Origin of the sequence: Paenibacillus sp. LjRoot153, assembly GCF_964253085.1 — a bacterium.
Lineage (GTDB): Bacteria > Bacillota > Bacilli > Paenibacillales > NBRC-103111 > Paenibacillus_E.
Genome location: NZ_CAXUQH020000001.1, coordinates 4,423,552 through 4,438,017, shown reverse-complemented (window position 1 = coordinate 4,438,017; position 14,466 = coordinate 4,423,552). Strand labels below are relative to the sequence as shown.

At 42.5% G+C, this 14,466-nt stretch carries 14 protein-coding genes; 10 read left to right on the top strand and 4 right to left on the bottom strand.

All coding sequences use genetic code 11. The annotated features are described in order from the left end of the window. The first annotated feature begins 348 nt into the window (after positions 1 to 348). From ACSQ8P_RS18980 to ACSQ8P_RS18965, 4 genes are all read left to right on the top strand, one after another. Complete coding sequence (locus ACSQ8P_RS18980; RefSeq protein WP_436236599.1) at positions 349 to 1,506, top strand: FAD-dependent monooxygenase; 1,158 nt, start codon at positions 349 to 351, stop codon at positions 1,504 to 1,506. 364 nt (positions 1,507 to 1,870) lie between these two features. After that, positions 1,871 to 3,127 carry an ankyrin repeat domain-containing protein gene (locus tag ACSQ8P_RS18975; protein ID WP_436236598.1) on the top strand — a complete coding sequence of 419 codons (1,257 nt, stop codon included), beginning with the start codon at positions 1,871 to 1,873 and terminating at the stop codon, positions 3,125 to 3,127. A gap of 143 nt (positions 3,128 to 3,270) precedes the next feature. Further along, a complete protein-coding gene (locus ACSQ8P_RS18970) occupies positions 3,271 to 3,774 on the top strand; it encodes a hypothetical protein (RefSeq protein WP_436236597.1) in 504 nt (167 codons plus the stop codon). A 139-nt stretch (positions 3,775 to 3,913) separates the two neighbouring features. Continuing rightward, positions 3,914 to 5,038 carry an HD-GYP domain-containing protein gene (locus ACSQ8P_RS18965; protein WP_436236596.1) on the top strand — a complete coding sequence of 375 codons (1,125 nt, stop codon included), beginning with the start codon at positions 3,914 to 3,916 and terminating at the stop codon, positions 5,036 to 5,038. A gap of 77 nt (positions 5,039 to 5,115) precedes the next feature. Here ACSQ8P_RS18965 and ACSQ8P_RS18960 read toward each other — a convergent pair whose 3' ends face one another. Further along, a complete protein-coding gene (locus tag ACSQ8P_RS18960; RefSeq protein WP_057310047.1) occupies positions 5,116 to 5,520 on the bottom strand; it encodes a CBS domain-containing protein in 405 nt (134 codons plus the stop codon). 386 nt (positions 5,521 to 5,906) lie between these two features. On the opposite strand from ACSQ8P_RS18960, the gene ACSQ8P_RS18955 reads away from it, so the two are divergent. From ACSQ8P_RS18955 to ACSQ8P_RS18945, 3 genes are read left to right on the top strand one after another with little or no spacing between them, the layout of a single operon-like run. Next, positions 5,907 to 7,196 (top strand): DUF4309 domain-containing protein, encoded by a 1,290-nt coding sequence (locus ACSQ8P_RS18955; protein WP_436236595.1) that lies wholly within the window; start codon positions 5,907 to 5,909, stop codon positions 7,194 to 7,196. A gap of 43 nt (positions 7,197 to 7,239) precedes the next feature. Then, positions 7,240 to 7,878: an NAD(P)-dependent alcohol dehydrogenase gene (locus ACSQ8P_RS18950; RefSeq protein WP_436236594.1), complete on the top strand. Its 639-nt coding sequence runs from the start codon at positions 7,240 to 7,242 to the stop codon at positions 7,876 to 7,878. Next, complete coding sequence (locus tag ACSQ8P_RS18945; protein ID WP_436236593.1) at positions 7,859 to 8,212, top strand: zinc-binding dehydrogenase; 354 nt, start codon at positions 7,859 to 7,861, stop codon at positions 8,210 to 8,212. Before ACSQ8P_RS18950 ends, ACSQ8P_RS18945 begins: the two co-directional genes overlap by 20 nt. A 77-nt stretch (positions 8,213 to 8,289) precedes the next feature. Here ACSQ8P_RS18945 and ACSQ8P_RS18940 read toward each other — a convergent pair whose 3' ends face one another. Both ACSQ8P_RS18940 and ACSQ8P_RS18935 read right to left on the bottom strand, forming a co-directional pair. Further along, on the bottom strand, positions 8,290 to 9,102 hold the full coding sequence (locus tag ACSQ8P_RS18940) for an ABC transporter permease (protein ID WP_436236592.1): 813 nt from the start codon (positions 9,100 to 9,102) through the stop codon (positions 8,290 to 8,292). Continuing rightward, positions 9,099 to 10,121 carry an ATP-binding cassette domain-containing protein gene (locus ACSQ8P_RS18935; RefSeq protein ID WP_436236591.1) on the bottom strand — a complete coding sequence of 341 codons (1,023 nt, stop codon included), beginning with the start codon at positions 10,119 to 10,121 and terminating at the stop codon, positions 9,099 to 9,101. Before ACSQ8P_RS18935 ends, ACSQ8P_RS18940 begins: the two co-directional genes overlap by 4 nt. 238 nt (positions 10,122 to 10,359) lie before the next feature. On the opposite strand from ACSQ8P_RS18935, the gene ACSQ8P_RS18930 reads away from it, so the two are divergent. From ACSQ8P_RS18930 to ACSQ8P_RS18920, 3 genes are all read left to right on the top strand, one after another. Then, a complete protein-coding gene (locus ACSQ8P_RS18930; RefSeq protein ID WP_436236590.1) occupies positions 10,360 to 11,004 on the top strand; it encodes a peroxiredoxin-like family protein in 645 nt (214 codons plus the stop codon). A 103-nt stretch (positions 11,005 to 11,107) separates the two neighbouring features. Then, positions 11,108 to 12,586 carry an Lsa family ABC-F type ribosomal protection protein gene (locus ACSQ8P_RS18925; protein WP_436236589.1) on the top strand — a complete coding sequence of 493 codons (1,479 nt, stop codon included), beginning with the start codon at positions 11,108 to 11,110 and terminating at the stop codon, positions 12,584 to 12,586. A 165-nt stretch (positions 12,587 to 12,751) separates the two neighbouring features. After that, a complete protein-coding gene (locus tag ACSQ8P_RS18920) occupies positions 12,752 to 13,462 on the top strand; it encodes an AAA family ATPase (RefSeq protein WP_436236588.1) in 711 nt (236 codons plus the stop codon). Between the two features lie 25 nt (positions 13,463 to 13,487). Here ACSQ8P_RS18920 and ACSQ8P_RS18915 read toward each other — a convergent pair whose 3' ends face one another. After that, positions 13,488 to 14,453, bottom strand: coding sequence for a TIGR03943 family putative permease subunit (locus ACSQ8P_RS18915; RefSeq protein ID WP_436236587.1), 966 nt, complete (start codon positions 14,451 to 14,453; stop codon positions 13,488 to 13,490). Positions 14,454 to 14,466 lie beyond the last annotated feature (13 nt).

Genomic DNA, 14,466 nt, shown 5'->3' with positions numbered 1-14,466 from the left:
TTTGATGATATTTGCTGGCATCCAAAAAGACTACAAACACCTATTCCTCCATGGGTGAATGTAGTCTTTTTTTATTTAATTGGATGATCCCGTGATAAAAAGTTATTTTGTTAGACGGATTAATTTTATGTGATCGGTCACCGACAAAAGTCTTGACAAAAAATAACCTTCGTGCATAAATGTGACTATAGTCATTTAATGACTTTGGTCAATATATTGGATTTAGAAACGATTTTCAGCGCCAAATTGAGATCGTCTAGAAAAGGGATTCGTTTGAAGAAGGATTCGCAGTGATTGGTTGGATTGCTAGCATTGTCTCATCTTTTATACAGCCATTCGAACAGGGGGATGAACAGTATGTTGGACGGAACTTTTTTAATTGTCGGCGGTGGTATTGCCGGTTTGACAGCCGCTGTTGCTTTGCAGCAATCCGCCTTAGATGTACGTGTTTACGAACGCTTTTCAGAATTTCGTACAGCGGGCGCCGGACTTTTGTTAGCTCCTAACGCACTGAATGCACTTGAGCAACTCGGTCTAGGCCAAATCGTTCAAGAGCAAGGAAATACAAGCCCTAGTGGTGTTACCATCCTGAATGAGCAGGGAAACGTCTTGTCAGGGCTCTCCGCAAATGGGAATAGATATTCAATCGTGTCGATTCACCGGGCAGACCTTCACCGTATTCTACTGTCTGCACTCCGACCTGGGACCATCATTTTTGGGAAATCGTTCGTAGATATACGACAAGACGAAGGAAGGGTAACGGCAATTTTTGCAGATAAGAGTACAGCCACAGGAGACTACTTGTTGGCGGCAGACGGCATCCATTCCGCCATTCGCGGCAAGCTTTTCCCGTCTATCAAGCTCCGATACGCAGGGTATACCTGCTGGCGTGGCGTCGCCGAATGCTGGCCGGAATCCGGAAGGAACGATTGGTTCACGGAGACATGGGGCCATAAAGGACGCTTTGGCGTTGTTCCATTGCCGAACAAACAGACCTATTGGTATGCATTGTTGAACGGGTCACCTCAGGACAGTCGGTTTACCGACTACCGAATTCGAGATCTGCTAGCAACATTCGGGGATTATCACTCACCTGTTTCGCAAATACTTTCCAGTACCCCAGACGACAAGATGATTCACAACGACATATTTGATTTCGCTCCAATCCAGCGGTTTTCTGCCGGACGCACTCTGCTTATCGGCGATGCTGCACATGCCGCTACACCGAATCTCGGGCAAGGAGCATGCCAAGCCATAGAAGATGCCGTAGAGTTAGTACGCTGTTTAAAACGAAATCCTTCAGTCGAATCGGCTTTCAGTACATTTGAATTGCTACGGAGTAGAAGGACAGCAACTATCTCAAAACGATCTTTGATGATTGGGAAAATTGCTCAAATTGATCATCAAATGCTCTGTCGTCTACGAAACGTGATGATGCGACTCACCCCGCTTTCGTTTCAACGTAGTCAATTGAAGTTTTTGTATGACGTGGATTTTGCCGACTAGCGTACTTCTTGGTTCAACTTTTACTTTCTTTCAAGAGTGCCTGTTGGTATCATCATTACGCTAAGCAGAACAATAGTAAAGAAATTGTTATATGATTGAAATCTTTTTTTCATCTGGCATTAATCATTCAAGAATATAATAGAAGTCGACCCCCCTTTATAATATCAAAAAGAGACCCTCAGCACTTTGCTGAGGGTCTCTTTTTGATATTAAACTGACGGAAGGATACTGGGAATAAATTGAATAATTTAATAGTAGTGGAATATATTAAGGTGGTGCTTGTGTTGAGTCGAAATGAAATATGGCATCGGCATGCTTATTGCTTACGACGGACTTTACTTTATTTAATAAGGAGAAATATTCATTGAAAAAAATAGTACTTGGAATGGTCTTAGGTGCCGGTATTACCTTCTCAACAGCTGTATATGCATCTGATGCTATTCAAGTTATTAAGTACCAGGTGGAGTTTCTTTTTAATGGGGTTACTAAGCAGTTGGATAGCGAGTACACCGTATTGAACTATAACGGACATGCCTATGTGCCTATCCGTTTCGTAGCTGAGAGCATGAGAGCTCAAGTAGAGTTTAATGAAACTGAAAAGCAAATATCTATTAAGTACGGTACACCAACTGAGCAACTCCAATCGCGAATTGAGATGACTGCGCTCCAATTATTTGAAACGGCAGGGGGAGGGGATCAAAATGAAACTAACAAGCAAATCGATGCGATAGTTCCAGCCGAACTCAATTCGGTTTTTATTCAGATTTTTAAAATGGCTCATATGTTTCAAGGAAAGCCCCACGTTGACAATTTAGTTGAACTATTGATTCAAAAACAAGTTGATCTTAATATGGTCGATGAGTCAAATGGTTACACGCCACTGCATTATGCTGTGGAAAGAGCCATAAATTTAACGGGAAGTCTTTTGGATGCTCAAGCCAAAGTGAATGTTAGTGCAAATGGATTGACCCCGTTAATGCAGGTATCGAGTAAAAAACAGCTCGGTTTGGTTAACAAGATGCTTGCGATGGGAGCCGATCCAAATTTAGGCGGAGGGGCTCTGCTTTCGGCGCTTCATCCTTTTGCCAACTCAGGACTAAACGATGAGAGCGTCCAGATAGTAAAAAATCTATTAGCTTATAAAGCTGATGTGAACGCTTCTAACGCAGATGGCGAAACGCCGCTGATCGCTGCTGTAAATGTGAGTATGCCACAATCTCGGCAAATTGTTCAGTTGCTGCTCGATGATGGGGCAGATCCCAATCAGATACCAAAAAGTAATTGGTCGGGAATGACTCCACTAATGAGGGCAGTTAATCCCTATGGCCATGATTCCATTCAGGGTGTGTATGCGATGGTCGAGATGTTGATCAATGCCCATGCGGATGTCAATGCAGCCGACGAGAAAGGCAATACAGTGCTCTCCTATGCAGTTGAGTTCAATCAGCACGTAATTGATGGCAACGCCGAGGTAATCCGATTGTTATTAAGTAAAGGAGCAAAAACGCAGACGAAAGACAAAAATGGAGTTACACCGCTTGCTAAAGCTATGAACATTGTGGACGAGAAGAAGAGGGATGAAATCGTTAAACTTTTAGAAGAGCAATCGACGGAGGAATGATTAGAGCCTAAACCTTGCAGAGGCGCCGATAAGTTAAAGATTACGTGAAGTCAGTTTATGAATATTTAAGAAATGCTTTAGATGGAGTTAACTTCGATTGATTATCTTTGAATTAAGAAGAAATCAAGGGAGATTCTAACACGATGAAAAACTTTTCTATGACACAGAAAAAATGGATGTTGAGCTTACATATCTTATTTTCAGCCATTATGTTAGGAACAAGTGTGACGTTTCTCATTATGAGCATTACAGCCGCGAGCAGCAGTGATTCGGGGTTAATACTCTCGTGTTACAAAGCCATGCACGTATTAGCTGGAACCTCTGTACGAGCTTCAGTGATAGGGACAATCGTGACGGGGGTGCTATTATCGCTTGGGACTCACTGGGGTTTGGTGAAATACTATTGGATTATCGCCAAAGAAGTGCTTACGATCGTCGCGGTAATCGTAGGTCCCATAGGTATGTACATTTGGACATTGAAAGGGATTTCATTGTTGACTGAAGTAGGGGGAGAGAGTGCGAATCAAGGTGCGTACGTTTCCAACATGCTATCGTTATTTATAGGCATAGGACTTCAGTTGCTATCGTTAATCGCTATGTATGTACTTTCGGTATTTAAGCCTTGGGGAAAGAAAAGAAGTAGTTAGAAATAAAGTTTTAAAATAATTGCGTTTTTGAGAATATTTTTTTCATAACTTGCAGTGTTCGACAGTTTATTTGAAATCTACTCCGTATACTAAAAAAAGAATACAGATAAATATGTATCTTTTGGCGGAGGTAGTGTTCATGATTATAGTTCCTACGGCCCTATGCCAACCGGGTATGCGGATTGGTAAAGCCGTTTTGTCCGAAAATGGACGAGTCATGCTTGGACATCGCGTTGAGCTCACTCAATTTATAATTAAAAAGTTAGTCCAAATGGGACTTGACTTCTTATATATCGAAGATAGGGAAACCGAAGACATCCCAATTGAAGATTCGATCCATGAGGAGACCCGCGCTTTGCTGCGGATGGCGTTGTCTAAAATTTATACAAAATTTAGCGCAACCTCATCATTGGGAGGAACGACGAACGCCACAGAAATATCGCGATTGCTTTTCGAGGGTATATCTAAAGTAATTGATGATATGAATAAAGAGAGAAAAGATCTAGTATCCATAACCACCTTAAATATGGCTCCAGCAACTACGTTGGAACAGCACTTCTGCCAGAATGCGATCAATGTATGTGTCTATGCGACCAAGCTTGGCATGCTTCAGGGGTACTCAGATAAAGAGTTAACTGAATTAGGACTAGGAGCACTGCTCCATGATGTGGGGAACATCCAGATTCCAGCCAAGTTATTATTAAGTAGTGCAAAATTATCTGCGAGCGAGTATATGGATATTCAGCGACATACAGAATTAGGATTTAACATGCTCAAGCAGGACATCGGTATCCCTTTGCTGACTGCCATATGTGCGTTACAGCATCACGAGCGTATCGATGGGAGCGGTTATCCTTACAATCTCAAGGGTACGGAGATACATGAGTATGCTCGGTGGATCGGAATGCTCGATTCGTATGATGCCATGACCCATCCAAGGGCTTATAGGAATTCCATTGCACCTCATTATGCTTTAGAAATTCTTTATGCGAATGCCGGCCTTTTATATGATATTAAAAAGGTAACCCAATTTCGAAATAAGGTGGCCATTTTCCCTGTTGGACAAGGTGTGAAGTTAAGCACAGGAGAAATTGGCGTCGTTTGCCGACAAAATTCCTTCATCCCGTCTAGGCCTGTTGTCAGGGTGCTTAAAAATGAGCGGGGAGAGAAGTTGAAAACACATTATGAAATTGATTTATCGAATTCACTTCATGTCATGATCGATAATATAAGTGAGCGTGCAATTTACTCTCGAGAAAAATGACGTCGGAAAATAGAAAAAGCAGAGGATAGAAAAGGGGGGGAACCCCGCTCTTATCCTCTGCTTTTTTGAGTATCCGATTAATCCGTAATATTTCTTGTATAATATTCAATAATGTCCTTGCGTCGAATGATACCGAGGAAAACGCGATCTTTATCTACAACGGGAACAAAGTTCTGGTCAGCGGCTAGAGCTAACATATCTTCCATATGCGCATCGATGGCGACGCACTCGTTATAAATTCGCTTTCGAATGTTGGTTACAGAGACTTCATCCATGTTAACGAAGGACAGGCCGGGCGTGCACTTCAGTTTCCATAATAAATCTCCTTCGGATAAAGTGCCAACATATTTCCCTTCCTCATCGATAATTGGAATCGCTGTATAATGGCAGGCTTCCAGCCGCTCTATCGCTTCTTTCATGGAAGCAGACGTCGTCAGGTAAGATACTTTATCTTTAGGTAGTAAAAACGATTTAATTTCCACTTTGTTTCGCTCCTTTTCATCCCAAATTACTTTCACTATTTAATTAAACCATAAATCCGACCAAAAGAGTGCACAATTGCCTAGTGTAATAAATGGAAATATGGAAACGTTTGATTTTTTGTAACATTGGAGATGCTCCATTCCATTATAAAAAAATGTAAATAAATTTCCAAATAACCCATTTCATACAGAACATTCCTACGCCGCGCACGTCTAATTGAAAAGGAATGAGCTGGGGTGATGACATGTGAAAATGGCTAATAGGTTGCACACTTTGCATATGCATAGTGTTCGTTGTAGGTATTCATTTTAAGTCAACTTACAGCCTTACTATTATTAATAAATGGTGAAGTTATTTATCTTCAAAGGAGTGAGAGGGGAATCTGATGAACAAAAAAGTTGTAATTATCCTTATAAGTGTGTTGATCGTAGGTATAGGGTGTGGTTATTCGATCGCAAGTCTCACAACAAAGCCCGAAACGAATATAACCATGGAACCGATTCCTTCTCCTAAAGAGGAGAGTAAAGGATCGCCTAGCGTAGCGAAGATAAGTGTGAATTTAAAGGATAGGGATACCTTATTGCGCATTTTATCAAGAGTTCATGATAGTACAGAAGGTTACGAATATACGGAAGATCAGCTAAAAGAACTGCAGACAACTCCCGAAAATAAGGTATACAGCAAGGTTTTGCAAAAGTTCGTCCAGTCACGACTAAACCAAGATGTCACGTCATTTCAAACGATTGGAAAATCAGTAAATCCCCGTTCTTTGCTCATTACTACTAGCGATCAACATGCCTATATGGTTTATATGAAAAAGGATTATTCCCATGATGGGATCTGGATCATTAGTGGTTTTATGGATTATATACCTCAAGAAGATCAAATTAATGAGGTTTATACTTCGATTCCTTTGACAGAAGCACCTAGGGAGGTAAGGGAGTGGGCACAAGTATTATTGAAACAGCCAGAGTGGAAAAAAGAGTACCATACATTCGGTGATCGCACATATGCATTAATAAAGTCATCCTCGTCTTTTTCTGATTCCGTGGAGTTGGAGGAAGTCATGCTTTCGGCTGGAGAAGTGTATATTTCGTACCAGTCGTATCAATATGCCGCAAATTTTAATAAGGATCTGATCAATGATTATCTGTTGCTGGAATTAAAAGGACCAGGTATTAGGGACGTTATCTTTCAGAATTCCTACTCCAATTTCCCGCTTGTAGAGGGTAAGGAGCCTGTGCCTGGAGATGAGGGAACGATTTCACATTTGAAGGACAGTATTGTGTTGGATCAGAAATTCATGGAGCTAGCTGCGATGGGGAAAATTCGAGGAGTCGAATATGGCATCGGTGCCACAGAGGCTGAAGTGATCGCAAAATGGGGGAAGCCTCATGAAATCGGTTTTAGGCAAGTCGAATTTCAGCGATGGTATAATTATCAATTATACTTTTGGCCGCCAGATCATGAGATCGGTGCCATTCGGATTCTGGGAGCTTCCGTGCCATACACGTTGACCCAAATCAAGAAGACGCTAGGAAACCCGAAAAGTGAAGTGAATGGTGTAGACGGCGTTTGGAGCTTATTATACCAAGCTGGTGACTATGAATTGTATGTCAATGCTACGACCAAAGATGGGCAAGTTGAATCCGTGATGTTAAAAAAGAAAGAGTAGCTGGACTGAAATGAATAAGTTGGATCCGTGAGGTGGTGCACCCTTGAAAGCAATTATTTATACGAAATACGGTAGTCCGAATGAACTAACATCTACAGAAGTGGAAAAACCACAGCCAAAAGATCATGAAGTATTGATTAACGTACATGCGGCATCCATTAATTCATGGGACTGGGATCTGCTGCGAGGCACGCCATTCTTAGTGCGAATCGGCGGCGTTCTAAAGCCCAAATACACCATTCTCGGAGCAGATATTGCAGGGCGTGTTGAAGCGGTTGGCAAAGAAGTAAAGCAGTTTGTTCCAGGAGATGAAGTATTCGGAGACATTTCAGGCTGTAGTTGGGGTGGATTTGCTGAGTATGTGTGTGCATCAGAAATGTCTTTATCGTTGAAACCGGCAAGTATATCCTTTGAGGATGCCGCGGCAATACCCCAAGCAGCTGTCCTCGCGTTGCAAGGTTTAAGGTGCAAAGGACTTATTAGCAAAGGTAATAAAGTATTAATTAATGGTGCGGGTGGAGGCGTTGGAACATTTGCGGTTCAGTTGGCCAAATTATTTGGAGCAGAGGTGACTGTAGTGGACAGCGTGACGAAGTTGTCAAAACTCCAAGCGCTTGGTGCGGACCATGTTATGGATTATACGAAAGATGATTTCACCAGAAGTGGAAAAAAAAAAGTATGACTTCATACTAGATGTCGTTGGGAGTCGTTCCATTTTCGACTGCAAACGTGCCTTAAGCCCAAATGGTCATTATGTGATGGTGGGAGGTACCGTGCCTCGAATTTTTCAAGTCATGTTCCTAGGTCCATTGATTTCCTTGTTAAGTAAGAAGAAGATGGGACTCTTGATGCACAAACCCAATCCTGCAGATCAGGATGAATTGATGGAACTTTGGGAGACTGGCCAAATCATACCTGTGATTGACCGTCAATATCCGTTAGGAGATGCTGCAGAAGCGCTAAGCTACTTTGGGAAAGGGCAGCACATTGGGAAAGTTATGATTCGTGTTAAATGAATGGACAATGCTATAATCCAAAAAAGGCTGATTTCAGTAGTTACCCTACTTGAGAACAGCCTTTTTATGCTGGAATGTTACGTACGGCGCATATAAGCAATAACCGTAATTGGAGCAAAAATAGCTACAATGACAACAGCGCCGAAGAGAGAAATCGTGAGATCCCAGCCTACTGTACCTTGATTCGCAAGTTCACGAACGGCAGAGACGAGGTGTGAGATCGGATTGATTTTAACAAACCACTGAAGCCAGTTAGGCATTGTATCAACAGGAACGAACGCGTTAGATAGGAACGTTAGTGGAAACAGGACAAGCATCGAAATCCCTTGTACACTGGATGCTGTGCGAGCAATGACGCCGAAGAAAGCGAAAATCCAGCTGATCGCCCATGAGCAGAAAATGACAAGCAGCGCAGCGATCGCAACGTTAGCCAAGCCGCCTTCAGGTCGATATCCCATAATGAATCCCATGGAGAATGTGAGTACCGTAGCAATGGTATATCGGATGGTATCGGCCAACAAGGCTCCTGCAAGCGGCGCAATACGCGCGATTGGCAGTGATTTGAAACGGTCGAAAACGCCTTTATCCATGTCCTCTCGCAACTGGACGCCGGTCACGATGGAGGTTGTAATTACAGTTTGTACAAGAATACCTGGGATAATGACAGGCAAATAACTCACGACATCACCTGAGATGGCTCCGCCGAAAATATAAGTAAACATGAGCGTGAAGATGATCGGTTGAAGGGTAACATCAAATAATTGCTCTGGTGTGCGTCGAATTTTCAGCAGACCACGATAAGCCATCGTCAGGGAATTACGTATGGATTGACGGAAACTTGTGTGGTTTTTCAGATGGCGTTCGGAAACGGGTTTAATCGATGTACTCATACTCTTGCCTCCTGTTTGTTACTTGTTGCGGTAGATGTCTCAGCATCGTTCTCTTGTACGCCATGACCTGTAATGGTTAAAAATACTTCATCTAATGTTGGCTTCTGTACACTCATCTCAGCCAAGTGAATACCTGATTCACGGAGGGAGATCAGCAGGTCAGTTACACGATCAGCATTCGCCATCGGAGCAGATATCTTACCAGCAACAACAGTTGAAGCCACTTTGAGTACTTGTTCAACGGTTCTTCGAGCTTGTTCAATATCGAGCGGATTTTGGACACTAAGCTGCAAGGATGAGGTACCGACGGAAGCTTTAAGCTCATCCACAGTTCCCTCGGCGACGACACGCCCACGATCGATGACTGCGATTCGGTCAGCAAGCTGGTCAGCCTCTTCGAGATATTGTGTTGTAAGCAGTATCGTTGATCCTGTATCGACCAGTCGACGGATTGTATCCCACATCTGAGAACGTGTACGAGGGTCTAACCCCGTCGTGGGTTCGTCTAAGAAGATGAGTGGAGGCTGCGCGATAAGACTCGCGGCGAGATCCAGTCGGCGTCTCATACCACCAGAAAAATTCTTCAACGGACGCTTAGCAGCTTCGGTTAACCCGAATTCTTCTAGTAATTCGTCTGATTTCTGACGGGCCTCTTTGCGGCTTAGCCCAAGAAGACGGGAGAAAATCATTAAGTTCTCTGTCGCGCTTAACGATTCATCGACAGATGCGTATTGACCGGTTACCCCAATCAATTGACGGACGATTTGCGATTCTTTCACGACATCGTAGCCGAAGATTTTGGCCGAACCTGCATCAGGTCTAAGGAGGGTTGCCAGCATATTGATCGTGGTCGTCTTCCCAGCGCCATTCGGGCCTAGAACGCCGTAAATTGACCCTGCTTTCACATTCAAATTCACACCATCTACCGCGCGATTTTCTCCAAAAGTTTTGACAAGCCCATGCGCTTCAACGGCCCAACCACCTTGATGCGCTAATCCTTTTCTTTGTAAAGAATCCAAAGTAATTCCTCCTAGATAACAATTGATGATGTGATTGTAACGTAGTTATTTAAACTGAATGTAAACAAATGTATGTATGGGAAACCGCATCTAATTTTAATAAATATACTATTGTAAATAATTGGTTATATGCTACAATAAAAGATACCATACGGTATCTTTTATTTGCATTAATAAGGCGATTGTACAGAGAAATAATTTCAGAAGAGATCACATGCCAAAAAAGGAGAGATGCACGATGTCTTTGAAAGAGCAATTGGAACAAGCCAAATCGGGATTTATCGCTAGGGTGCCTGTTGAAGCGCAGACACAGATTTTTCGTCACATAGCAGAGCAGCAGCAAACAGGGAATGTATACGGATTAAAAGTAGGAGACACTGCTCCGAATTTTGTCTTGACCAATCCCCTCGGTGAGCAAATAACGTTATACGATGAGCTGGTCAGAGGTCCGGTTATCCTCACCTTTTACCGCGGCAGCTGGTGTCCTTATTGCAATATACAGCTAAGAGCTTACCAGCAAATTCTGCCAGAAATTCTTGAGCATGGTGCCCAGCTGTTGGCCATTACACCGCAAAGTCCTGAGCATTCGCTAACGCAGAAGGAGAAAGAGCAGTTGACTTTCCAGGTGCTGAGCGATCCAGATGGTCTTGTCGCTGATCGTTTTAACCTTTTGTTTGAAATGCCAGATTATCTTCAACATACATTCAAACATATCCTCGGTAGAGATCTCGCGGCATTTAATGCGACCGATCGTTGGATACTGCCAATCCCGGGCATTTACTTGTTAGATACGGAGAGGATCATCCGCTTTGCGCAAGTAAACCCCGATTTCATGACACGTATGGAGCCGCAAGATCTTATTACGCAATTGAAGAAGCTCTAACTGGCAGGAGAATTTATCTATAGTTATCCTTTCCTTCGAATTGGTAAATCCTAATGTGCTATGATGAACTCATGCATTACGCATGGTACAGGAGGATCTCAACATGTCATTAATCAATGTTACAAACCTAACGTTTGCTTACGATGGCAGCTACGATAACATATTTGAAGATGTCAATTTTCAAATTGATACGGATTGGAAATTAGGTTTTACAGGAAGAAACGGGAGAGGGAAGACAACATTTCTCAGCTTATTGCTTGGTAAATACGAATACAGCGGACATATTTCTGCGAATGTCAGCTTTGAATATTTCCCTTTTCAAGTCAACAACAAACAAGATCAGACGATTGATATCATCAATGATATTTTGCCAGATTATCATCATTGGGAATTAATGCGTGAGCTCACCTTACTGAAGGTTTCGGAGGACGTTCTTTATCGACCATTCGAGTCATTGTCAAACGGAGAGCAAACGAAAGTGTTGTTGGCTGCTTTATTTCTAAAGGAGAACAGCTTCTTGTTAATTGATGAACCGACCAATCATCTCGACAAGGAAGCTAGAAAGTTGGTCAGTGATTATCTCAATACAAAGAGCGGATATATCTTAGTGTCTCACGACAGATCATTTCTGGATAATTGTGTAGACCACATCCTTTCCATCAATAAGACAAATATTGAAATTCAAAAGGGTAATTTCTCCGATTGGTGGGAAAATAAGCAAAGGCAAGATCACTATGAGCTCGCAGAAAATGAGAAGCTGAGGAAGGATATCAAACGATTATCCGATGCGGCTAAGCGAACGAGCAACTGGTCTCACGAAGTCGAGAAAACGAAGAATGGTACTAGAAATTCGGGTTCCAAGGTAGATAAGGGGTATATTGGTCACAAGGCAGCGAAAATGATGAAACGCTCAAAATCCATTGAGCAAAGACAAGAATCCGCCATCGAAGAAAGGTCTAAGCTGCTCAAAAATATTGAAAGTGCTGAAGACCTCAAGATAACTCAACTTGCCTATCACAAAAACCAACTTGCTGCACTTGAACATGTTTCGATATATTACGGCGAAAAGAGGGTATGTCAAGATGTCAGCTTTACAATCGAACAAGGTGAGCGGATTGCGCTTTCAGGTAAAAATGGCTCTGGCAAATCAAGTATAATCAAACTGCTCTGTGGTGAGAACATCAACTATACAGGGACTTTCCGAACGGGAAGCCAACTTCAAATATCTTATGTTTCCCAGGATACCTCGCATTTACATGGCAATTTAACGGACTACGCGAAGAATAATAGGATTGATGAGAGTCTGTTCAAGGCGATTTTAAGGAAGCTGGATTTTGCTAGAGTCCAATTTGAAAAAGATATTTCGTCCTTTAGTGGCGGCCAGAAGAAGAAAGTGCTGATCGCCAAAAGTCTGAGCGAGAAAGTACATCTGCATATTTGGGATGAACCGCTTAACTTTATTGATGTGATTTCGCGCATGCAGATTGAAGAGCTATTGCTTGAGCACGCGCCAACTCTACTTTTTGTAGAGCATGATAGGGAATTTTGCGATAATGTTGCAACGAAGATTATCGAACTTTAATTCGGCAATTTCGGACTAAGAGCCTGAGAAATCAGGCTTTTTCTATTTAATGTAGTAAATAATTATTGTGATTAATTACTGGGGGGGATCCATGATTCTTTACTTCGAGTAAGAAAGCATTAGAATAGAAGTATACTTTGAAATTTCTAATGGAGTTGACGTATCGTGTATTTGAGAAGACTCGAAGTTCAAAAGAACGAGCATTTCGATCCTGGAAAGTATCCATTTTCCATACCGTCAATCCAATCGTTAACTTCGATTTCGTTTCAGAAGAATGTGACTTTTTTCGTTGGAGAGAATGGTTCAGGTAAATCAACGATCCTTGAAGCCATCGCATACCAATGCGGATTTAACACGGCAAGCGGCGGAAGAAACAATGTGTATGACGTCAACGCAGCTCATTCCACTCTGGGGGAGCATTTACGTCTGTCTTGGATGCCGAAAATTACGAATGGCTTTTTTCTCCGAGCAGAAACCTTTTATAATTTTGCCAGCTATTTAGACACGATGCCTGAAAGCTTACCCTATTACGGGGGTCGCTCCTTACACGAGCAATCGCATGGCGAAGCGTTTCTCTCACTTTTCAAACATCGATTTGGGAAAAAGGCGATTTATCTGCTCGACGAGCCCGAGGCGGCATTATCCCCTGCAAGGCAGTTGGCCTTAATGCGTGTAATCAAAGATTTAGAGAAGGAAGCTCAGTTCATTATCGCAACGCATTCTCCTATCCTGCTTGGATATCCAGATGCGCAGATTCTTAATTTTGATGATCAACCAATAAGTGACATCCAATATGAGGAAACGCTTCACTATATGATTACCAAACGGTTTCTTGACAATAGAAAAATGATTCTAGATGAGCTGTTCGAAGATTGATTTCGAGCAGCTCATTCACGTTCAACTACTTAAGAATTGTCAGTGGTTCGAAATTGGGATAGACATACGGCGAACTTGGAGCCTCGATTTTTTCAATTTGAGTGGCTTTGATTTTGAAGATGTCGTTGCCATTGTAATGACCATTTTGAATGGTTCCAGTAACTTTAACCCACCTATCTTGCGGGAAATTTTGCGCTGTGGGGAACTCCACCAAGACCCCGTAAGGAGATGCATCCGCAGAGCAGCAACTAACCGCGAATCGGCCAACAACGATTTGATCCGTCCTCATTTTATCCTCCTCACGATATACAAATCCTGTTAGCTCTATTTCCTTGCCTATAAAATTATCTTTGAAAAGATCTATCGTCGACAGGATCTCCATGTAGATGTCTGGCTGTACAAGGATACGATCCTTTTTATAAAGGATAACACCCATCTTAGCAAAATCTTCGTTCCACTCGTCAGGGGACTTAAATAGTTGTTCGACATCAGACTCTGGCTGAGCAGTTTGTGCAGCTTCCGGTTGACTAGCTCGTAAAGTTTGACTGCTCGAGGCAGGTTTAGGGAAACTAGGCAAATCATAAGATTCAGCATGTGGAGTAGTCACACTAGTTGTGGCAGCAGAAAGATTCATCCCTTTGGCAGCGACCATTGCACTATTTAACGCTGTATCTGGAAGTAGGAAGCCGATCATCAGTGGTAGAACGAGCAGCCCATATGCCCCTACATTTCGTAGGGTTAAAAGCGGAGCTGGCTGATTACAATCACAGTCTACTGGTTTACCCGAATAGGCACGCAGTGCCATGAAACCTTGAAAGCAGGCGATGATATACAAGAAGACGGAAGCCATTTTGACGTAAATCATCATACGCGGGGCGATATATAACTGTAGTGAATCTGATTTCGTTAGGGCAACAATATAGCTGGAAAACCCAAGCAAAATCAGTGTACGAAAGAAATGATGATAGCTGGTTACACGCGTGTGATTCAAACGAATCCCTCCT